20 protein-coding genes and 3 tRNA genes are annotated in these 19,111 nt (G+C 66.2%); 17 read left to right on the forward strand and 6 right to left on the reverse strand.

The genetic code is table 11. The features are described 5' to 3' along the window. Positions 1–38: 38 nt before the first annotated feature. Both ACSQ2H_RS08370 and rlmB read right to left on the reverse strand, forming a co-directional pair. Complete coding sequence (locus ACSQ2H_RS08370) at positions 39–761, reverse strand: TerC family protein (protein WP_436060981.1); 723 nt, start codon at positions 759–761, stop codon at positions 39–41. 82 nt (positions 762–843) lie between these two features. Continuing rightward, the gene (gene rlmB, locus ACSQ2H_RS08375) at positions 844–1,641 is read right to left on the reverse strand and encodes a 23S rRNA (guanosine(2251)-2'-O)-methyltransferase RlmB (protein ID WP_436060982.1); all 798 of its coding nucleotides are present in this window, start codon (positions 1,639–1,641) and stop codon (positions 844–846) included. Positions 1,642–1,731: 90 nt separating this feature from the next. On the opposite strand from rlmB, the gene ACSQ2H_RS08380 reads away from it, so the two are divergent. From ACSQ2H_RS08380 to tuf, 3 genes are all read left to right on the forward strand, one after another. Further along, positions 1,732–1,817: transfer RNA gene (locus ACSQ2H_RS08380), tRNA-Tyr, on the forward strand. A gap of 55 nt (positions 1,818–1,872) precedes the next feature. Beyond that, positions 1,873–1,946, forward strand: a tRNA-Gly gene (locus tag ACSQ2H_RS08385). A gap of 33 nt (positions 1,947–1,979) precedes the next feature. Further along, complete coding sequence (gene tuf / locus ACSQ2H_RS08390; RefSeq protein WP_436060983.1) at positions 1,980–3,170, forward strand: elongation factor Tu; 1,191 nt, start codon at positions 1,980–1,982, stop codon at positions 3,168–3,170. A gap of 145 nt (positions 3,171–3,315) precedes the next feature. Here the strand turns inward: tuf and ACSQ2H_RS08395 are convergent, their stop codons facing one another. Next, the gene (locus ACSQ2H_RS08395) at positions 3,316–4,095 is read right to left on the reverse strand and encodes a CVNH domain-containing protein (RefSeq protein WP_436060984.1); all 780 of its coding nucleotides are present in this window, start codon (positions 4,093–4,095) and stop codon (positions 3,316–3,318) included. A gap of 159 nt (positions 4,096–4,254) precedes the next feature. On the opposite strand from ACSQ2H_RS08395, the gene ACSQ2H_RS08400 reads away from it, so the two are divergent. The 3 genes from ACSQ2H_RS08400 to ACSQ2H_RS08410 all read left to right on the forward strand — a co-directional run bounded on the left by ACSQ2H_RS08400 (position 4,255) and on the right by ACSQ2H_RS08410 (position 6,851). Beyond that, positions 4,255–5,448: a GNAT family N-acetyltransferase gene (locus tag ACSQ2H_RS08400; protein WP_436060985.1), complete on the forward strand. Its 1,194-nt coding sequence runs from the start codon at positions 4,255–4,257 to the stop codon at positions 5,446–5,448. A 12-nt stretch (positions 5,449–5,460) separates the two neighbouring features. Further along, positions 5,461–6,369 carry a transcriptional regulator gene (locus tag ACSQ2H_RS08405; RefSeq protein WP_436060986.1) on the forward strand — a complete coding sequence of 303 codons (909 nt, stop codon included), beginning with the start codon at positions 5,461–5,463 and terminating at the stop codon, positions 6,367–6,369. Positions 6,370–6,662: 293 nt separating this feature from the next. Then, positions 6,663–6,851, forward strand: a complete 189-nt coding sequence (locus ACSQ2H_RS08410; RefSeq protein WP_436060987.1) for a hypothetical protein — start codon at positions 6,663–6,665, stop codon at positions 6,849–6,851. Here the strand turns inward: ACSQ2H_RS08410 and ACSQ2H_RS08415 are convergent. Both ACSQ2H_RS08415 and ACSQ2H_RS08420 read right to left on the reverse strand, forming a co-directional pair. Next, the gene (locus ACSQ2H_RS08415) at positions 6,848–7,030 is read right to left on the reverse strand and encodes a hypothetical protein (protein ID WP_436060988.1); all 183 of its coding nucleotides are present in this window, start codon (positions 7,028–7,030) and stop codon (positions 6,848–6,850) included. The genes ACSQ2H_RS08410 and ACSQ2H_RS08415 overlap by 4 nt on opposite strands. A gap of 103 nt (positions 7,031–7,133) precedes the next feature. Further along, a complete protein-coding gene (locus ACSQ2H_RS08420; protein ID WP_436060989.1) occupies positions 7,134–7,427 on the reverse strand; it encodes a hypothetical protein in 294 nt (97 codons plus the stop codon). 162 nt (positions 7,428–7,589) lie between these two features. Here ACSQ2H_RS08420 and ACSQ2H_RS08425 point away from each other — a divergent pair. The 10 genes from ACSQ2H_RS08425 to rplL all read left to right on the forward strand — a co-directional run bounded on the left by ACSQ2H_RS08425 (position 7,590) and on the right by rplL (position 14,016). Beyond that, positions 7,590–7,665, forward strand: a tRNA-Trp gene (locus tag ACSQ2H_RS08425). A 66-nt stretch (positions 7,666–7,731) separates the two neighbouring features. Continuing rightward, the gene (gene secE, locus ACSQ2H_RS08430; protein ID WP_436060990.1) at positions 7,732–8,043 is read left to right on the forward strand and encodes a preprotein translocase subunit SecE; all 312 of its coding nucleotides are present in this window, start codon (positions 7,732–7,734) and stop codon (positions 8,041–8,043) included. An 8-nt stretch (positions 8,044–8,051) separates the two neighbouring features. Next, complete coding sequence (nusG, locus tag ACSQ2H_RS08435) at positions 8,052–8,615, forward strand: transcription termination/antitermination protein NusG (protein ID WP_436060991.1); 564 nt, start codon at positions 8,052–8,054, stop codon at positions 8,613–8,615. A 231-nt stretch (positions 8,616–8,846) separates the two neighbouring features. After that, positions 8,847–9,278 (forward strand): 50S ribosomal protein L11, encoded by a 432-nt coding sequence (gene rplK, locus ACSQ2H_RS08440; protein ID WP_436060992.1) that lies wholly within the window; start codon positions 8,847–8,849, stop codon positions 9,276–9,278. 4 nt (positions 9,279–9,282) lie between these two features. Beyond that, positions 9,283–9,972 (forward strand): 50S ribosomal protein L1, encoded by a 690-nt coding sequence (rplA, locus tag ACSQ2H_RS08445; RefSeq protein WP_436060993.1) that lies wholly within the window; start codon positions 9,283–9,285, stop codon positions 9,970–9,972. Between the two features lie 132 nt (positions 9,973–10,104). Continuing rightward, entirely contained in the window at positions 10,105–11,301 is a 1,197-nt protein-coding gene (locus tag ACSQ2H_RS08450; RefSeq protein ID WP_436060994.1) for an acetyl-CoA C-acetyltransferase, read from the forward strand. Between the two features lie 43 nt (positions 11,302–11,344). Then, positions 11,345–12,172: an enoyl-CoA hydratase-related protein gene (locus ACSQ2H_RS08455; protein WP_436060995.1), complete on the forward strand. Its 828-nt coding sequence runs from the start codon at positions 11,345–11,347 to the stop codon at positions 12,170–12,172. Positions 12,173–12,287: 115 nt separating this feature from the next. Continuing rightward, entirely contained in the window at positions 12,288–12,725 is a 438-nt protein-coding gene (locus tag ACSQ2H_RS08460; RefSeq protein ID WP_436060996.1) for a DUF5367 family protein, read from the forward strand. A gap of 349 nt (positions 12,726–13,074) precedes the next feature. Continuing rightward, entirely contained in the window at positions 13,075–13,590 is a 516-nt protein-coding gene (gene rplJ, locus ACSQ2H_RS08465; protein WP_436060997.1) for a 50S ribosomal protein L10, read from the forward strand. Positions 13,591–13,635: 45 nt separating this feature from the next. Beyond that, positions 13,636–14,016, forward strand: a complete 381-nt coding sequence (gene rplL, locus ACSQ2H_RS08470; protein ID WP_312167156.1) for a 50S ribosomal protein L7/L12 — start codon at positions 13,636–13,638, stop codon at positions 14,014–14,016. 156 nt (positions 14,017–14,172) lie between these two features. On the opposite strand, the gene ACSQ2H_RS08475 is transcribed toward rplL, so the two are convergent. After that, on the reverse strand, positions 14,173–14,445 hold the full coding sequence (locus ACSQ2H_RS08475) for an usg protein (protein WP_436060998.1): 273 nt from the start codon (positions 14,443–14,445) through the stop codon (positions 14,173–14,175). A 568-nt stretch (positions 14,446–15,013) separates the two neighbouring features. Here ACSQ2H_RS08475 and rpoB point away from each other — a divergent pair. Then, on the forward strand, positions 15,014–19,084 hold the full coding sequence (gene rpoB, locus ACSQ2H_RS08480) for a DNA-directed RNA polymerase subunit beta (RefSeq protein WP_436060999.1): 4,071 nt from the start codon (positions 15,014–15,016) through the stop codon (positions 19,082–19,084). The last annotated feature ends 27 nt before the right edge of the window (positions 19,085–19,111 follow it).

Raw genomic sequence — 19,111 nt, forward strand, 5'->3', positions numbered from 1 at the left:
AGGCTCGGCGGCGTCATTTCTCGAAGCTCCCCAGGCCGCTAGTGCGCGGGAACCTTGGGCTTGATGTCCAGGAAGTCAGGCATGACCGCGTTGTATGAGGGCATGTAGCCGAGGTCGTTGATGATGTCCTGGTGGCCCTGCCACATCATGTGCAGGGCGACATAGAGCACAATGGCCAGGCCGATGTAGCCGATCCAGCGGTACTTATGCAGCAGGCGGGCGATGTAGCTGGCGGCGACGCCCATCAGGCCGATCGAGAGCAGCAGGCCGAAGACCATGATCGCCGGATGTTCGCGGGCGGCGCCGGCCACGGCCAGCACGTTGTCGAGCGACATCGACAGGTCCGCGATCAGAATCTGGATGAAGGCGGCGCGGAAGGTCTTCGGCTGGCGGGCGACCGCTTCGGCAGAGGGCTCTGTAGACGGATCGGAATCCATCACGGCGCCGGCGACGGCTTCGTCGTGGGCGGCCTGCTCGCGCAGTTCGCGCCACATCTTCCAGCAGACCCAGAGCAGAAGCAGGCCGCCGGCGAACAGCAGGCCGACGATGCCGAGCAACTGGGCCGTGATCAGCGCAAAGCCGATCCGCATGGTCACAGCGGCGGCCAAGCCCCAGAGGATCGCCTTGCGTCGCTGCTCGGGCGGCAGGCCCGCAGCAGCCAGGCCGACGGCCACGGCGTTGTCCCCGGCCAGCACCAGGTCGATCATCAGGACGGAGAAGAGCGCGCCGAGGGCGCCTGGGGCGAGGAGAGTTTCCAACATTGCGCCTTGAATGCGTCAGCCGCCGCGCGTCCGCAACCGGTTAGCTGCGTAGGCGGCGACTTTCGCGACCGTTGGTCGTTTTCTAGGATCGGGTTCGGCTGGCCTCATACAGTGCGACCGCGGCGGCGGCGGACACGTTCAGGCTCTCAAAGCCCCCGGGCATAGGGATCTTGGCCAGTTCGTCACAGTGCTCAGCGACCAGCCGGCGCAGACCTTCGCCTTCGGAACCTAGCACCAGCACTGTCGGACCGCCGTCCAGCGCCTGGCCCAGATAGGTGTCGGTATGGCCGTCCAGCCCGACCGCGCGCCAGCCCAGGTCCGCGAGCGATTCCAAAGCGCGCGACAGATTGACGACATGGGCGGTGGGAATCTTGTCGACGGCCCCGACCGCGGCCTTGGCCAGCGCGCCGGTGAGCTTGGGCGCGTGGCGGTCCTGAAGAATGACCCCGGCTGCGCCGAATGCGGCGGCCGAGCGGAGGATCGCGCCGACGTTCTGCGGGTCGGTGACTTGGTCCAGCATCAGGAGCACCGCGCCGCGCTTGGCCTCGAAGTCCTCGAGCGCCACCGACTCGAGCGGCGGGATGCGCAGGGCGATGCCCTGGTGCACGGCGCCCTGGGGCAGAATCTGACCGATGGCCGCCGACTCTACGACCTCGAGCGCCTTGGGGCGGCCGAATCGAGATTCGAGCTCTTTCGCCCGATCGGGAGTCGCCAAGAGTCGCTCTGGAGCGCTTCTTTTCTGGTTGGAAAGTGCGGCGGAAACCGCGTGCCAGCCCCACAACCACTCGTCAGAACCGTTGTCTGGCTTGCGGTTGAAGGGTCTTTGACCAAACTTTTTCGCACCCTTCGAGTGCGCGTTGCGTTCGTGAGGGGAGGACACTATAAGACGCGCTCCAAATCGGGGGCCGGACGGGTTCTTCGCTCAGGCGAGGGGCAGTGTCCAGGCATCCGATCTGGCTCCGAGCGCGCTGGGGGAATGTCCCGAGCGGCAAAGGGGGCGGACTGTAAATCCGCTGGCGTACGCCTTCGCAGGTTCGAGTCCTGCTTCCCCCACCACGCGCTCGGAGCGTGACTTTAAGGAGACTGGCGCGACCCCGCGCATCCTTCAGCGGCGGGTATAGCACAATGGTAGTGCAGCAGCCTTCCAAGCTGAGGATGCGGGTTCGATTCCCGCTACCCGCTCCAACCTTCTGAATTTCAATCGCCGGCAGGATCCCGATGGCCAAGGAAAAGTTCGAACGCAATAAGCCGCACTGCAACATCGGCACGATTGGTCACGTTGACCATGGCAAGACGACGCTGACGGCTGCGATCACCCTGACGCTGGCGAAGACCGGCGGCGCGAAGGCGATGAACTACGCCGACATCGACGCTGCGCCGGAAGAGAAGGCCCGCGGCATCACCATCAACACCGCGCACGTGGAATACGAGACGGCGAACCGTCACTACGCGCACGTCGACTGCCCCGGCCACGCCGACTACGTGAAGAACATGATCACGGGCGCGGCGCAGATGGACGGCGCGATCCTGGTGGTGTCGGCCGCTGACGGCCCGATGCCGCAGACCCGCGAGCACATCCTGCTGGCCCGTCAGGTCGGCGTGCCGGCTCTGGTGGTGTTCATGAACAAGGTCGACATGGTCGACGACGCCGAGCTGCTGGACCTGGTCGAGATGGAAGTTCGCGAACTTCTGTCGTCCTACCAGTTCCCGGGCGACGACATTCCGATCGTCAAGGGCTCGGCCCTGGCGGCGGTCGAAGACCGCAACCCGGAAATCGGCGCGGACCGCATCCTCGAGCTGATGACCCAGGTCGACGCCTACATCCCGCAGCCGGAACGTCCGGTTGACCTGCCGTTCCTGATGCCGGTGGAAGACGTGTTCTCGATCTCGGGCCGCGGCACCGTGGTCACCGGCCGGATCGAAAAGGGCATCGTGAAGGTCGGCGAGGAAGTCGAGATCGTCGGCATCCGTCCGGTCCAGAAGACGACCTGCACCGGCGTCGAAATGTTCCGCAAGCTGCTGGACCAAGGTCAAGCCGGCGACAACGTGGGCGTGCTGCTGCGCGGCACCAAGCGTGAAGACGTCGAGCGCGGCCAGGTTCTCTGCAAGCCGGGTTCGATCACCCCGCACACGAAGTTCGTGGCCGAGGCCTACATCCTGACCAAGGAAGAAGGCGGCCGTCACACCCCGTTCTTCACCAACTACCGCCCGCAGTTCTACTTCCGCACCACGGACGTGACCGGGATCATCAAGCTGCGCGAAGGCGTTGAGATGATCATGCCGGGCGACAACGCCGAGCTGGACGTCGAGCTGATCACCCCGATCGCCATGGACCAAGGCCTGCGCTTCGCCATTCGCGAAGGCGGCCGGACCGTCGGCGCCGGCGTCGTGGCCAAGATCGTCGAGTAAGCGATCTAACGCCACAGTCGACAGACTGAAGATCAGGCCGCCGAGGGAAACCTCGGCGGCCTTTTCGTTTTCCACGATGCGCGACCAAGAAAAAGGGCCGCCGGGATGCTCCCGGCGGCCCTGATCGTTCGCCGATCGCGTCGCCTCAGTAGGGGCGGCCGCCGCTGACCGGCCGCATCGAGGTGACGGCTTCGCCGAGGCCGTACTGGCGCAGGTCGCCGACGTCACGGTCGAAGATCTGGCAGCGGCCGCGGAAGTCGCTGTCACTGCAGATTTGCCAGGAGCCGCGACCCTGGATGCGCAGGCTCATGGCCTTGTCATTGAACTGCCGCGGCAGGTTGGTGACCTCGCGGTTCGCCTGATAGGCCTGACCACCGAAGTCCGGCGCGGAATAGAGCGTCAGGGTGCTGTTGTTGGCGCCGCCGCCCCACGGCGGGTTGGGCCCGCCGCCGCCGTTCCAGCCGCACACCAGCCGGCCGTTGGCATTGCCGATGTCGCTGCGACAGTCACGGAAGTTCAGCGTGCTGTAGTTCCAGCGGCCGCGGTCGTCACGGCAGCTCGCTGTCAGGGTGCTGCCGCTGACGCGAGCATCACGGCAGGTCTGCTGGTAGCTGCCCGAGGGGAGTTGACCCCAGCCGCCGCCGCCGCCACCGCCGCCCCACGAGCACAGCAGGCGTCCATTGCTGTTGCCGATGTCGCCGCGGCAGTCGCGGAAGTTCAGCGTGCTGTAACTCCAGCGCCCGCGGCTGTCCTGGCAGCTGGCGGTCAGGGTGTCGCCGTTGACGCGGATGTCGCGGCAGGTCTGCTGATAGCTGCCGGACGGCGCCTGGCTCCATCCGCCGCCCCAACGCTGGTCTTGTTGCTGGGCCTGGGCGGGCGCGCCGCAGAGCACGGCGAGGGCCGCGGCTGCAATCCATGACTTCATGTAAGCTCTTCCCAAACTCTCAAGTTCGACCACGAACGGCGTTCGCAGACATTAGACACCAGGGCGAAGCGCCAGCATAGAACGCGTTGTTTACCGCTCCGGGTTTAGGCTCTTCAACCTAAGGGAGCGCGCCGCCAGGCGTGGGGGCGGAGCGGCCGCATGAGCGCGCGAATTGCCATCGACACGCTGAAGCCGGCGCAGCTGGATGCGGCGTGCCGCCTGCTGTGGAACCAGTTCCGCGCGAACGACCGGGTTTTCCGCAGTCCGTACTTCGACCTCCGCTACGCCCTGGTGGCGGGAGATTCCGCGCCCGGCGCCGAGATCGCCGTGATTTCCCGTGGAGGCCGCGTGGAGGGGTTTCTGCCCTTCCAGCGCCGCGGACGCCTGATCCAGCCGATCGCCGCGCCGCTGACGGACTATCATGGGGTGCTGAGCCGCGCTGGGGCGAAGATCGATCTAGGCGGCGTGGTCGCCGCGCTCGGGGCGCGCCGATTCCGGTTCAGCGGCCTGGCTGGCGGCCATGGATTGCGAAAGGCCGACACCCGCATCGCCATGGTCGCCGACCTGTCCCGCGGGTTCGACGGGTATCTGACGCGGCGCGCCAAGGACTTCCTGAAGGACAAGCGCCGGCGAGCGCGCAGGCTGAGCGAGGACCACGGAACGCTCGAGTTCCAGTTCTCGCGCGAGCCTGGGGAGGCGATGGATTTCATCCTGCGCCTGAAGCGCGAGCAGATGCGTCGGACCGGGCAGCACGACATCTTCGCCAGCCCCTGGGTCCAACGCTTCCTGCGCCGGCTGATGGAGCGGCGCGACGCCGACTTCGGCATGCGCTTTGCGACGCTGCGCGCCGGCGGGCGGCTTGTGGCGGCCGAGGCCGGATTGCTGTCGGGCGACGCCTATCACCTGTGGTTTCCGGTCTATAATCCGGAATTCGCTAAATATTCTCCAGGATCACTGGCCACGCTCGATACGGTTCGCGCCTTGGCCGACGCCGGGGTGACGGTGGTTGATTTCGGTCCGGCCGGAGAAAGCTACAAGCGCGATTTCGCCGATCCGGCGGCCCATGTGTTCGAGGGCGACGTGACCCAGGGCGGCGTCGTCGAGGCGGCGCGGCGAACGGCGGACATCGCCCTGGCGGGCGCGCCGCTGCTGCGCAAGGCGCTCAGCGAGGCGGGGCAGCGCGTCGACCGACGTTGGGACCGGATCACGGCCTGCGAGCCGGAGTTGAACGGGCGCGTCGGGGCCGCTTCGCGCAGCCTGACATCCATCGCCGCGCGGCGCCCCGGCGCCTCGATCGGCGTCGGCGTCGGCCTCGGCGTCGGGGCCAGCCTGGTCAGTCTGCTGACCGAGTAGAGGGACATCGCAATGAGCATCGACAAGCCGCTGGTCGGCGCGTGGAGCGATCGGCAGAAAGCCGACTTCGCCCGGACCCCGATGACTTTCGCGCACCGGTTGGGCGAGACGGGCCTGTTCGACGACGACCGGCTGGCGGCGGTCCTCGACCGTTATCCGGCCGAGCTGTTCGACATCAATCTGTTCGAGATCGACGCCGACGGGCAAATGCGGATGCAGACGGGCGCGCGCGGACGGCTGCCCGGCGCCGAGGTGCTGGAGGGCGTGAAGCAGGGCCGCGTCTGGCTGCAGCTGCGCGGCGTCGAGACCCACTATGAGGAGCTGGGCGAGGCCATCCGCGCGGCGTTCGCCGACATCTCGCGTCAGTCGCCGGGCTTCCGGCCGGTGCAGCTGACGGGCCAGCTGATCATGTCGGCGCCCAACGCCAAGGTGCCGTTCCATGCCGACGCGCCGGGCGTCTGCCTATTCCACATCCGCGGGCGCAAGCGCATCTGGATCTATCCGAGCGACGAGGCCCACATGCCCCAGCGGGGCATGGAAGACATCATGCTCAAGCAGGCCACGGAGGACCTGCCGTATCGCCCTGAATGGGACACGGGGGCCAAGGTGTTCGATCTCGATCCCGGCATGGCCGCGACCTGGCCCTTGCACGCGCCGCACCGGATCGAGAACCTCGGCGTGTTCAACGTCTCGCTCTCGGTCGACTACCAGACCTGGGACACGCGCTTCACGAACGGGGCGCACTACGCCAGCGGGCTGATGCGGCGCTGGAAGCTGCCGGTGGCGAACATGCGGCGCACGCCGCGCGTCGGCCGGGCGGGGCTGTGGGCGGCGCACCTGGCGTTAAAGCGGATGAACCTGGTCGAAGACCGTATCGGCGGCCTCGAGCGCAGCTTCGAACTGGACGGCGGCGCCCGCTGAATCAAAGAGTTAGCTGCTGATTCCGGATTTGACGCATCCGTCAAATTCTTGAATTGCCGCATGAATGTCCCAGGCGCACAGTCAAGTTTGTCCGAAAAGGACGTGTCGTGTGCGGGAGGGATGGAAACAGCATGCGCGTACCCTTTGCGAGTATTTCAGTGATCGGTCTGGCGCTGGTCCTTTGCGGGGCCTGCAGCGGGCAGGGGAGCGGACAGGCCGAAGCGTCGGCTGCGCCGCAGGGCGAGCGGGTCACCGCGGTTGGATGTCCGGTCGCCGGGCCGACCCCGGGATGCGTGACGATCAAATCGGGCGGGAAGTCCTACGACCTGGCCGCCGCCAAGCCGGCGGTCGACCTGTCGCGCAAGGTCGGCATTTCCGTGACCGGTCACGCCGCCGGAGAGGTCGGGTCGTGCGGCATCAAGCTGTCGGACGTCGAGGTCGAGTACCTCGGCCTGGAGTGCGCCGGGGCGCCGGCGTCCTAGTTGGGCTTCGGCGCGCGAGGCTGAGGCTCGCCGGTCGCAGGATCGGTCAGCGTCTTGGCGTTGCGCGCCGACCCTTCGGCGCCCTTGGGTTCGGTCGCGGGCCGCGGCGGGCTGCCGGGCTTGAGGTTCTCGTCGCGGTTTCGCGCCGCGTCGTCGCGATTCTGGCCTTGCGGGGACATGGGGGCTCCTTCGTCCGCTGGTGAACGCGGGAGAAGGTCGGACGATCCGCCGGCCAGCGCCGCCTCGCGGGCGGCGTAGGCGTCTTCGATGCAGCGCCGCTGGTCATCGCGAAAGGCGCAGCGGTTGCGCTCGGCGGTCCAGCGCCGCGCGATCGCTGTCCGGCCGGGCGAGAGCCTTGTCGTACAGGTCCCGCAGGGCCGCATCGCGCACGATGAGAGCCGGGTTCTGGCAGATGAAGCTCTCGGTGGCGAACACCTGACGGGCGCAATCGAGGAAGAGCGCCTGCGGTGGGGGCGGGGGGATCGCTTCGGCCGTCCCGATCCACGCCAGAGGAATGATCGAGGCCGCGATCGCGAGGCGTCGAAGAGGCTTGAAATGGGAACCGGTTTGCGTCATACGCCTCCGTCCTACCCGACATCGTTGGAGTTTGTCATTTTACACCGCCCGGGGCGGCACGAACGGTGCTCAGATCACGGTTCACCAACCCAGCGTTTGAACGGTTTGCGGTCAGACGAAAGCGGAGTAAGGGCAGGCTGCAGCGGTCAGGTCAGGCCGTGTAGGAGTGTAGCTCAGCTGGTAGAGCGTCGGTCTCCAAAACCGAAAGTCGTGGGTTCGAGTCCCTCCACTCCTGCCATCCACTATATGAGTATGCCGGGCGCGGAACGTCCGCCGCCCAACTGAAGAGAGTCGTAAGAGCCTGATGGCCAGGAAACCGGGTTCGTCCCCGCAAGCGATGAAGAACCGCGCCAGCAAGACGGCTGCGGCCATCGCCCCTGCCTCGGCCCTGGCGCAGGATGCGCCGGCCAAGAAGAAGCGCACCAGCCCGGCCCAGTTCGCCCGGGAAGTGCGCGCCGAAGGCCGCAAGATCACCTGGACCACCCGCAAGGAGACCTGGATCACCTCGGTGATGGTCGGGATCATGGTGGTGCTGGCCTGTGCGTTCCTGGCGGTGGTCGACCTTGGACTGGGCGCGAGCATGAACCTCGTGCTCAAACTCGCGAACGGGGCTTGAAGACAGATATGAACGCCGAAGCTCCGATCGCCCCGAACCCGCGCCACAAGTGGTACATCGTCCACGCCTACTCGAACTTCGAGAAGAAGGTGGCCGAGTCGATCCGCGAACAGGCCAAGAGCCAGGGCCTGGAAGAGAACTTCTCCGACATCCTGGTTCCGACCGAGGAAGTCGTCGAGATCCGTCGCGGCCGTAAGGTCAACGCCGAACGCAAGTACTTCCCCGGCTACGTGCTGGTGAAGATGGAGCTGACGGACGAAGCCTATCACCTGATCAAGAACACCCCGAAGGTGACCGGCTTCCTCGGCTCGGGCTCGAAGCCCATGCCGGTGTCCGAAAAGGAAGTCGCGCGCATCATCGGCGCCATCGAAGAGGGCGTGGAGCGGCCGAAGCCGACCATCTCCTTCGAGATCGGCGAGCAGGTCCGCGTCACCGATGGTCCGTTCGCGAGCTTCAACGGCTCGGTCGAGCATGTCGACGAAGAGCGCGCCCGTCTGCGCGTCACCGTGTCGATCTTCGGCCGCGCCACGCCGGTCGAGCTCGAATACGGCCAGGTCGAGAAGATCGGCTGATCCCAGCCGACCAGATTGGTCAAGAACAAGGGGCGGCGCTTACGGGCGCCGCCCTTTTTCGTTCTGCGCCAAACCATTGCGGCGGGCGACGGCTCCTGCTATGAGCGCGCCCTTCCGGTCGGTGACTCACCGTCTGGACCGCGCGCAAGCGCGTCAAATCCGTGGGAGGGGAGGGCCACCTAACCCCGCACCACGGCTCAACCGACCGGTTCCCGGTCACGAGGAGAAACAATGGCCAAGAAGATTCTGGGCTATATCAAGCTGCAGGTGCCCGCGGGCTCCGCCACCCCGTCGCCGCCGATCGGCCCGGCGCTGGGTCAGCGCGGCGTCAACATCATGGGCTTCTGCAAAGAGTTCAACGCCCGCACCGAGAAGGAACCGAAGGGTACGCCCCTGCCGACCGTGATCACGGTCTATCAGGACAAGTCCTTCACCTTCATCACGAAGACCCCGCCGGCGACCCACTTCATCAAGCAGGCGCTCAGCCTGAAGTCGGGTTCGAAGGCTCCGGGCCGTGAGAACGCCGGCTCGATCTCGCGCACCCAGCTGCGTGAAATCGCCGAGAAGAAGATGAAGGACCTCAACGCCAACGACGTTGAAGCCGCCGCCAAGATCATCGAGGGCTCCGCGCGCTCGATGGGCCTCGAAATCGTGGAGGCCTGATCACATGGCTAAGCAACCCAAGCGCATTCAAGCCTGGACCGGCGACCGTAACGCCAGCCACGCTGTCGAAGCCGCCGTCTCGCTGGTCAAGGCCAACGCCAAGGCCAAGTTCGACGAGTCGATCGAAATCGCCGTCAACCTGGGCGTCGACCCGCGCCACGCCGACCAACAGGTCCGCGGCGTGGTGAGCCTGCCCTCGGGCACCGGCCGCGACGTTCGCGTCGCCGTCATCGCCAAGGACGCCAAAGCTGCTGAAGCCACCGCCGCCGGAGCCGACATCGTCGGCGCCGAAGAGCTGGTGGAGCGCATCCAAGGCGGCTTCATGGACTTCGATCGCGTCATCGCGACGCCGGACATGATGGCCCTCGTCGGCCGTCTGGGTAAGGTGCTCGGCCCGCGCGGCCTGATGCCGAACCCGCGCGTCGGCACCGTGACCCCGAACGTCGGTCAAGCCGTGAAGGACGCCAAAGGCGGCGCCATCGAGTTCCGCACCGAGAAGACCGGCATCATCCACGCCGGCATCGGCAAGGCCTCGTTCTCGGATGAAGCCCTGCTCATCAACGTCCGCGCTCTCGTGGACGCGCTGAACAAGGCCAAGCCGTCGGGCGCCAAGGGCACCTACATCAAGAAGATCAGCCTGTCGTCGACGATGGGCCCGGGCTTCAAGGTGGACACCGGTTCGGTCGGCGCCTAAGCGCCCGCCACATCGGCAGAACTTCGAAGGGGAGCGGTCGCAAGGCCGCTCCCTTTTTCGTGGCCCGGTCGCGCTTGACCGCGGCGGCGTCCCTCGCCACTGACGATGCATACGTCGATCGAGGAAACGCCCATGAAACGCGCCGCCATCGTCTCCCCCGTCCGCACGCCGGTCGGCAAGTTCCTGGGCGGCCTGTCCAGCGTCACCGCTGGAGACCTCGGCGCCGTCATCCTCAAGGCGCTGGTGGAGCGCAGCGGCATCAACCCGGAGAAGATCGACGACGTGATCTTCGCCCAGGGGTACGCCAACGGCGAAGCGCCCTGCATCGCCCGCTGGTCCGCCCTGGCCGCCGGCCTGCCGATCACCGTGCCGGGCTATCAGCTCGACCGACGCTGCGGCTCGGGCCTGCAGGCCGTGGTCGATGCGGCGATGATGGTCCAGACCGGAGCGGCCGACGTGGTCGTCGCCGGCGGCGTCGAGAGCATGAGCAATGTCGAGTACTACAGCACCGACATGCGCGGCGGGGCGCGGGCCGGTTCGGTGACCATGCACGACCGCCTGGCCCGCGGCCGGGTGATGAGCCAGCCGGTCGAACGCTTCGGCGTCATCAGCGGCATGATCGAAACCGCCGAGAACCTCGCCCGCGACTACCAGATCAGCCGCGAGGAATGCGACGAGTACGCGGCCATGAGCCACCAGCGCGCGGCCGCGGCCTGGGCCGCCGGCAAGTTCGACGACGAACTGGTCCCCGTGCCGGTCAAGCAGAAGAAGGGCGATCCGCTGCTGTTCGCCAAGGACGAGGGCGTGCGCGCCGACGCGACGGTCGAGAGCCTGGCGGCGCTGAAGCCGCTGGAGAAGGGCGGGGTGGTCACGGCCGGCAACGCCAGCCAGCAGAACGACGCGGCGGCGGCCTGCCTGATCGTCGCCGAGGACAAGCTCGCCGAACTGGGCCTGGAGCCGATGGGCTGGTTCGTCGGCTGGGCGGCCGCGGGCTGCGAGCCCTCGCGAATGGGCATCGGCCCGGTGCCGGCCGTCGAGCGGCTGTTCGCCCGCACCGGCATGGGCTGGGACGACATCGACCTGGTCGAACTGAACGAGGCGTTCGCCCCGCAGGTCCTGGCCGTGCTGAAGGGCTGGGGCTGGGATGAGCGCGACCGGCTGAACGTGAACGGTTCGGGCATCTCTCTCGGTCACCCGATCGGCGCGACCGGCGGCCGGATCCTGGCCAACCTGCTGCACGAGCTGAAGCGTCGCGGCGGGCGCTATGGCCTGGAGACCATGTGCATCGGCGGCGGGCAGGGGATCGCGGCGGTGTTCGAAGCGGCCTAGGCGGCGAAGACCGCGGGCCCGGACGAGGTTTGGGAGGACCTCCATGGAACTGAAGACAACGCGCTACGAGATCGTCGAGGGCGGCGTGGCCGTCGTCACCTTGAGCCGGCCGAAACGGCGCAACGCCTGGACCGGGCGAATGCACACCGAGTACCGCTGGCTGCTGGAGCGGGCGGACGCCGACAAGGCCGTCAGGGTGATCGTGGTGACCGGCGATCCGGAGGGGCAGGCGTTCTGCGCCGGCGCCGACCTCGGGGCGCTGGAAGGCCATTCGGAAAAGGGCCGCTATGACCCCGGCACCAGCGAGGACATCGCCCGGCCTGGCTTTGGCGTCGATCCGAACTTCGACGCCGCGTTCGCCTATCACTTCGGGGTAGGCAAACCGATCATCGCGGCGATCAACGGTGCGGCGGCCGGTGTCGGACTGGTGCTTGCGGCCTTTGCGGACATGCGCTTCGCCGTGAAGGGCGCGAAGTTCACCGCTGCGCACGGGCGCTTCAACTTCCCGGCCGAATTCGGCCTCTCCTGGGTGCTGCCGCGGATCGTCGGCCTGACCCACGCCAACGACATCCTGCTGTCGAGCCGCACCTTCACCTCGGACGAGGCGGCGACGATGGGCTTCCTCAACCGTCTGACCGAGGCCGAGGCGCTGATGCCGGCGGTGCTTGAATACGCCCGCGCCATCGCGGCGAATGTCGCGCCAGGCTCGGCGCGCGAGAGCAAGCGGCAGGTCTATCGCGACCTGCATCGCGACGCGGCCGGCGCCGTCGGCGAGGCCGAGCGGTTGCTGGAGGCGATGATCAAGGACCCCGACTACAAGGAAGGGGTGAAGGCCTGGATGGAGAAGCGCCCGGCGCAGTGGACCGGCTGAGGTCTTTCCTTCCCGCACGGCCCGGCTAAGCTCCGCCGGAACGCAAGGACGGAGGACGGCATGGTCACCGCTCGGGTCTTCGAAACGCTTTCGGTCAGCGACTGAGGGCGCGCCGATGGAGAAGGTCGAGTTGGCGGGACTGGCGACCGAAGACGTGGCGGAGGCACAGAGCAAGGGCGCGCTGCATCTCTACGCCTGGTTCGCGGCGCGCGGCACGTTCGTCTGGGCGGTGTCGACGCTGATCCTGCGGCTGCTGCCCAGCGCCTGGGTCGATCGGCCGGCCTGGACGTTGCTGATCACGGGATTGATCTCCGGCTCCGGGTTGGTGATCGCGACGCTGCTGTTCCTGCGAAAGATCGAGCAGCGGCACCGGATGGCGGCTCTGGCCTCCTTTGTCGCGCCGCAGATGGTTCTGGACGCCGGGGTGACGGTGCTCTTCTCCCATGTGCTGCCGAACTTCCCGCCCGACCACGCGCCGTTGTTCGGGGCCTTCGTGCTGTGGGCCTATGCGGTGATGCTGACCACAGCGGTGATCGCCACCCGGCCGCGCTAGGCCTCACGGTTGTCAATCGGCGGCGATCGGTGTAAGAGCCGCGCCTTCAAGAGTTTCGTCGTCTCGCAAGGGGCGACGGGGACGGAAGGGTTCTCCCTTCCATCCTGTCCAAGAACTGTGGGGATCCAGGGGCCGCCTGGAACCGTGACACGAGGAAGAGCCCTTCCTCGGCCATAGGGAGACGGGAAGATGAGGTTTCGCCGGCCATCGGCTTTCGATGGGCGCGTGACCTGCGACTTCTCCGGAAAAGGACAGGCCTAAACGATCCGCGCGCGGGTTCGCCTTCGCATGGGTCGTCTGCTGAGGTCGTCGGAATCGTCCGCCGACCTATCTGAGTATGGAGACCGCAATGGACCGCGCTCAAAAGCAGGAGTCGATCGAGACGCTTAAGGGCGTCTTCGAAGGCGCCGGCGCCGTGGTCGTGACCCACAACCTGGGTCTGACCGTTGCGGAAATGACTGATCTTCGCCTCCGCCTCCGCAAGGAAGGCGCCGCGCTGAAGGTGGTGAAGAACACCCTGGCTCAAAAGGCCCTGGACGGCTCGATCGGTGAAGCGGGCGACGCCCTGTTCACCGGCCCGGTCGCCATCGCCTATGCGCCGGATCCCGTCACCGCCGCCAAGGTCACTGCTGAATTCGCCAAGGGGAACGACAAGTTCGCCATCGTCGGCGGGTTCATGGGGACCGAGGTCTTGGACCAAAAGGCTGTCGCCGCCCTGGCGACCCTGCCTTCGCTGGACCAGCTCCGCGGCAAGATCATCGGCCTTCTGCAAGCCCCGGCCACCAAGGTCGCCGGCGTCCTGCAGGCTCCGGCCGGTCAGCTGGCTCGCGTCATGGGCGCTTATGCCGCCAAAGACGCCGCCTGATCGTCATTCCCGAACACAACCTCTATTTCCGTAAGGACCTAAACTATGTCGAAGCTTGAAAAGATCGTCGAAGAACTGTCGACCCTGACCGTTCTGGAAGCCGCTGAACTCTCGAAGCTGCTGGAAGAAAAGTGGGGCGTTTCGGCCGCTGCTCCGGTCGCCGTCGCCGCCGTTGGCGGCGCTGCCGCTCCGGCCGAAGCCGCCGAAGAGCAAACCGAGTTCACCGTTGTTCTGACCGCCGGTGGCGACAAGAAGATCAACGTGATCAAGGAAGTCCGCGGCGTCCGTCCGGACCTCGGCCTGAAGGAAGCCAAGGACCTGGTCGAAGGCGCTCCGCAGAACGTCGTCGAGAACGTCTCGAAGCAAGTCGCTGAAGAAGTGAAGAAGAAGCTCGAAGAAGCCGGCGCCACCGTCCAAGTGAAGTAAGCTGGAGCGCGACGGTCGGGGCCCGATACCGGGTTCTGGCGATCGTCGCGCGCTAGTTTCTTTCTGGCGCCTTTCTCTCGAGAAAGGCGGCGCGCAGTTTCTGCGTCTTTCGAGCGGCCCCGGAGAGCGATCTCCGGGGTCGTTTTCTTTGTGCCCTTAGTGAAGCTTGCAGGCGTCCTGCGCGATGCGGAATTGGGCCGGGCGGATCAACTCGCGGTGGGCGACGGTGATGGTGTGCAGCACGCCGTCCAGCTGGTGGCTCCAGAAATCCAGGAACCGGTGCAGGTTCGGGAACTGCGGGTAGAGATCATACTCCTGCCAGAGATAGGTCTGGAGCAGGGCGGGGTGGTCGGGCATTCGATAGAGGATCTCGGCTGTGGTGAGGCCGTATCCGGCGAGTTGGCGTTCGAAGTCGGCGCTGACGGCCATCTGTCGCCCTCCTTGCAGCTTTAAACGCGCCATGCCGCGCAAAGCTGCCGTCAAGCTTTCGGCGGATTCGGACAATGGGCAAGAAAATCAAAGTGTTGGCGCTCGCTGAGATTGCTGCTGCCAGTTTGTGCGGCGGCGGCCGGCGCCTTGCGCTCCCCGGGCGACGTTTTCTGTGGATCGGGAACCTGCCGGCTGGCTCACCGGTTGACGTCCGGCAGCTAACGAGAGATCCAAGGATGTCCCCGGGAGACGCCCGGGTCCGACCAAGATGGAGCGGCGTGGAGTCGATTGCCCACGCCGTTCCATTTTCATGTGGAAAGGGGGTTCCCTTCGCCGCATAAAACGCCTATCTGGCTCTCTTCGCGAAATTTAGGATTCGCCGCTCAGGCGATATTTCACGCGCGCACGCTCCGAGGCATGGCCCGCCGCCCTCCGGCCATGCGAGGGAGCGCCCCTGGCGAAACAGGGGCTTCCAGCGTCCGGCGCCCGCAAGGGCGTTCGAGGGTGGACGCAGGACAACACGACCTGGCGCACGGAAACCGTTCCGGGCGTCGCTCAAGGGAACAAAATGGCGCAATCCTTCACTGGAAAGAAGCGGATCCGGAAATCTTTCGGCCGCATCCCCGAAGCCGTGCAAATGCCGAACCTCATCGAGGTTCAGCGCTCCTCCTACGAACAGTTCCTGCAACGTGAAACCCGCGCTGGCGACCGCCGCGAAGAGGGTGTCGAAGCGGTCTTCCGGTCGGTCTTCCCGATCAAGGACTTCAACGAGCGCGCCGTGCTGGAATACGTTTCGTACGAGTTCGAAGAGCCGAAGTACGACGTCGAGGAATGCGTCCAGCGGGACATGACCTATGCCGCGCCGCTGAAGGTCAAGCTGCGCCTCATCGTGTTCGAAACCGATGAAGAGACCGGCGCCCGCTCCGTGAAGGACATCAAGGAGCAGGACGTCTACATGGGCGACATCCCGCTCATGACCGAGAAGGGCACGTTCATCGTCAACGGCACGCAGCGGGTCATCGTCTCGCAGATGCACCGTTCGCCGGGCGTGTTCTTCGACCACGACAAGGGCAAGACCCACGCGTCGGGCAAGCTGCTGTTCGCGGCCCGCGTGATCCCGTACCGCGGCTCGTGGCTCGACTTCGAGTTCGACGCCAAGGACATTGTCTACGTCCGTATCGACCGTCGCCGTAAGCTGCCGGCCACGACCTTCCTGATGGGGCTGGGCATGGACGGCGAGGAAATCCTCTCGACGTTCTACGACACCGTCACCTACGAGAAGCGCGGGACCGGCTGGGCCGCCCCCTACAAGGCCGAGCGCTGGCGCGGCGCGAAGCCGGACTACGCCCTGATCGACGCCGACACCGGTGAAGAAGTGGCCCCGGCCGGCCAGAAGATCTCGGCCCGCAACGCCAAGAAGTTCGCCGACGCGGGTCTGAAGACCCTGCTGCTGGCCCCCGAGGCGCTCAACGGGCGCTATCTGGCCGGCGACCTGGTCAACTTCGAGACGGGCGAAATCTATGCCGAAGCCGGCGACGAGCTGGACGCGGCGCTGCTGGCCGCGCTCGAAGAGCAAGGCTTCGACAAGCTCGACATCCTCGACGTCGACGAAGCCACGGTCGGCGCCTACATCCGCAACACCCTGCGCGTGGATAAGAACAACAGCCGTGAAGACGCGCTGTTCGACATCTATCGCGTCATGCGTCCGGGCGAGCCGCCGACGGTGGAAGCCGCCGAAGCCATGTTCAAGTCGCTGTTCTTCGACAGCGAGCGCTACGATCTGAGCTCGGTCGGCCGCGTGAAGATGAACATGCGCCTGGAACTGGATTGCCCCGACGACGTGCGCATCCTGCGCAAGGAAGACGTGCTGGCGGTCCTGCAGACCCTGGTGGGCCTGCGCGACGGCAAGGGCGAAATCGACGACATCGACAACCTCGGCAACCGCCGGGTCCGTTCGGTCGGCGAACTGCTCGAAAACCAGTACCGCGTCGGCCTGCTCCGGATGGAGCGCGCCATCAAGGAACGCATGAGCTCGGTCGATATCGACACGGTCATGCCGCACGACCTGATCAACGCGAAGCCGGCGGCCGCCGCCGTTCGCGAGTTCTTCGGATCCTCGCAGCTCTCGCAGTTCATGGACCAAACCAACCCGCTGTCGGAAATCACCCACAAGCGCCGTCTGTCGGCGCTTGGCCCGGGCGGTCTGACCCGCGAGCGCGCCGGCTTTGAAGTCCGCGACGTGCACCCGACCCACTATGGCCGGATCTGCCCGATTGAAACGCCGGAAGGCCCGAACATCGGCCTGATCAACTCGCTGGCCACGCACGCCGTGGTCAACAAGTACGGCTTCATCGAGAGCCCCTACCGTCGCATCAAGGACGGCAAGACGACCGACGAAGTCGTCTACATGTCGGCGATGGAAGAGGCCAAGCACGTCATCGCGCAGGCCAACATCAAGCTGAAGGGCGGCGAGATCGTCGAGGACCTGGTCCCCGGGCGGATCAACGGCGAACCTTCGCTGCTGCCGAAGGACACCGTCGACCTGATGGACGTGTCGCCCAAGCAGGTCGTCTCGGTCGCCGCTTCGCTGATCCCGTTCCTCGAAAACGATGACGCCAACCGCGCCCTCATGGGCTCGAACATGCAGAAGCAGGCCGTGCCGCTCATCCAATCGGATGCGCCGCTGGTCGGCACTGGCATGGAAGCGATCGTGGCCGTCGACTCCGGCGCTGTCGTGGTCGCCCGCCGCACCGGCGTGGTCGAACAGATCGACGGCACCCGGATCGTCATCCGCGCCACGGAAGAGACCGACCCGACCAAGGCCGGCGTCGACATCTACCGCCTGCAGAAGTTCCAGCGCTCGAACACCTCGACCTGCATCAACCAGCGTCCGCTGGTTCGCGTGGGCGACAAGGTGGCTTCGGGCGACGTCATCGCCGACGGTCCCTCGACCGAGCTGGGCGAACTGGCGCTGGGCCGCAACACCCTCGTCGCGTTCATGCCGTGGAACGGCTACAACTTCGAGGACTCGATCCTGATCTCGGAGCGCATCGTTCGCGACGACATCTTCACCTCGATCCACCTCGAGGAGTTCGAGGTGATGGCCCGGGACACCAAGCTGGGTCCGGAAGAAATCACCCGCGACATCCCGAACGTCGGCGAGGAAGCCCTGCGCAACCTCGACGAAGCGGGCATCGTGGCGATCGGCGCCGAAGTCCAGCCGGGCGACATCCTGGTCGGCAAGGTCACGCCGAAGGGCGAAAGCCCGATGACGCCGGAAGAAAAGCTGCTGCGCGCCATCTTCGGTGAAAAGGCCTCGGACGTGCGCGACACGTCGCTGCGCCTGCCGCCGGGCGTGGCCGGCACGATCGTGGAAGTCCGCGTCTTCAACCGTCACGGTGTGGACAAGGACGAGCGCGCGATGGCCATCGAGCGCGCCGAGATCGACCGTCTGGGCAAGGACCGCGACGACGAATTCGCGATCCTGAACCGCAACATGACCGTCCGTCTGCGCGAGCTGCTGATCGGCAAGACCGCCGTCTCGGGCCCCAAGGGCCTGGGCCGCGGCGAGATCACCGCTGACAAGCTGGAAGAAATCGCGCCGGGCCTGTGGTGGCAGATCGCCATGGACGACGAGAAGGCGATGGGCGAGCTGGAGGCTATGCGCCGTCAGTTCGACGAGGCCCGCAAGCGTCTCGACCGTCGCTTCGAGGACAAGGTCGACAAGCTGCAGCGCGGCGACGAACTGCCCCCGGGCGTTATGAAGATGGTCAAGGTCTTCGTGGCCGTGAAGCGCAAGCTTCAGCCGGGCGACAAGATGGCCGGCCGTCACGGCAACAAGGGGGTCATCTCCAAGATCCTGCCGATCGAGGACATGCCCTACCTGGAAAGCGGCCAGCACGTGGACATCGTGCTGAACCCGCTGGGCGTGCCGTCGCGGATGAACGTCGGCCAGATCTTCGAAACCCACCTTGGGTGGGCGGCTGCGGGCCTCGGCAAGCAGATCGCCGACCTGCTGGAGGCTTGGCAGAACGGCGGCCAGAAGCAGGCCCTGATCGATCACCTGCGTCAGATCTACGGTCCGGACCAGGAGCTTCCCGAGACGACGGAAGAACTGATCGAACTGGCGAAGAACCTCAGCAAGGGCGTGCCCTATGCGACCCCGGTCTTCGACGGCGCCCACATCGACGACATCGAGAACCTGCTCGAGTCGGCGGGCCTGGCGCGTTCGGGTCAGTCGATCCTGTACGACGGCCAGACCGGCGAGCAGTTCAAGCGTCCGGTCACGGTCGGCTACATCTACATGCTGAAACTGCACCACCTGGTCGACGACAAGATCCACGCCCGCTCGATCGGCCCGTACTCGCTCGTCACCCAGCAGCCGCTGGGCGGTAAGGCGCAGTTCGGCGGTCAGCGCTTCGGGGAAATGGAAGTGTGGGCTCTGGAAGCCTACGGCGCGGCCTACACCCTGCAGGAAATGCTGACGGTGAAGTCCGACGACGTGGCCGGCCGGACCAAGGTCTACGAGTCCATCGTCCGCGGCGACGACACCTTCGAAGCCGGCATCCCCGAGAGCTTCAACGTGCTCGTCAAGGAAATGCGCTCGCTGGGTCTGAATGTGGAGCTGGAGAACGGCTAAGGCCGAACTTCGACTTCGCCGCATGTG

Source organism: Phenylobacterium sp. LjRoot97, from assembly GCF_964254345.1.
Taxonomy (GTDB): domain Bacteria; phylum Pseudomonadota; class Alphaproteobacteria; order Caulobacterales; family Caulobacteraceae; genus Phenylobacterium.

Excerpts from the sequence above, each read along its gene's own strand:
- secE (WP_436060990.1), top strand. The coding sequence starts at position 7,732 with ATGGCCAGGAAACCGGGTTCGTCCCCGCAAGCGATGAAGAACCGCGCC.
- ACSQ2H_RS08400 (WP_436060985.1), top strand. The coding sequence starts at position 4,255 with ATGAGCGCGCGAATTGCCATCGACACGCTGAAGCCGGCGCAGCTGGAT.
- ACSQ2H_RS08475 (WP_436060998.1), bottom strand. The coding sequence starts at position 14,445 with ATGGCCGTCAGCGCCGACTTCGAACGCCAACTCGCCGGATACGGCCTC.
- ACSQ2H_RS08370 (WP_436060981.1), bottom strand. The coding sequence starts at position 761 with ATGTTGGAAACTCTCCTCGCCCCAGGCGCCCTCGGCGCGCTCTTCTCC.
- rplA (WP_436060993.1), top strand. The coding sequence starts at position 9,283 with ATGGCTAAGCAACCCAAGCGCATTCAAGCCTGGACCGGCGACCGTAAC.
- ACSQ2H_RS08405 (WP_436060986.1), top strand. The coding sequence starts at position 5,461 with ATGAGCATCGACAAGCCGCTGGTCGGCGCGTGGAGCGATCGGCAGAAA.
- ACSQ2H_RS08395 (WP_436060984.1), bottom strand. The coding sequence starts at position 4,095 with ATGAAGTCATGGATTGCAGCCGCGGCCCTCGCCGTGCTCTGCGGCGCG.
- ACSQ2H_RS08450 (WP_436060994.1), top strand. The coding sequence starts at position 10,105 with ATGAAACGCGCCGCCATCGTCTCCCCCGTCCGCACGCCGGTCGGCAAG.
- nusG (WP_436060991.1), top strand. The coding sequence starts at position 8,052 with ATGAACGCCGAAGCTCCGATCGCCCCGAACCCGCGCCACAAGTGGTAC.
- rpoB (WP_436060999.1), top strand. The coding sequence starts at position 15,014 with ATGGCGCAATCCTTCACTGGAAAGAAGCGGATCCGGAAATCTTTCGGC.
- rplJ (WP_436060997.1), top strand. The coding sequence starts at position 13,075 with ATGGACCGCGCTCAAAAGCAGGAGTCGATCGAGACGCTTAAGGGCGTC.
- ACSQ2H_RS08455 (WP_436060995.1), top strand. The coding sequence starts at position 11,345 with ATGGAACTGAAGACAACGCGCTACGAGATCGTCGAGGGCGGCGTGGCC.
- ACSQ2H_RS08420 (WP_436060989.1), bottom strand. The coding sequence starts at position 7,427 with ATGACGCAAACCGGTTCCCATTTCAAGCCTCTTCGACGCCTCGCGATC.
- ACSQ2H_RS08460 (WP_436060996.1), top strand. The coding sequence starts at position 12,288 with ATGGAGAAGGTCGAGTTGGCGGGACTGGCGACCGAAGACGTGGCGGAG.
- rplL (WP_312167156.1), top strand. The coding sequence starts at position 13,636 with ATGTCGAAGCTTGAAAAGATCGTCGAAGAACTGTCGACCCTGACCGTT.
- tuf (WP_436060983.1), top strand. The coding sequence starts at position 1,980 with ATGGCCAAGGAAAAGTTCGAACGCAATAAGCCGCACTGCAACATCGGC.
- ACSQ2H_RS08415 (WP_436060988.1), bottom strand. The coding sequence starts at position 7,030 with ATGTCCCCGCAAGGCCAGAATCGCGACGACGCGGCGCGAAACCGCGAC.
- rplK (WP_436060992.1), top strand. The coding sequence starts at position 8,847 with ATGGCCAAGAAGATTCTGGGCTATATCAAGCTGCAGGTGCCCGCGGGC.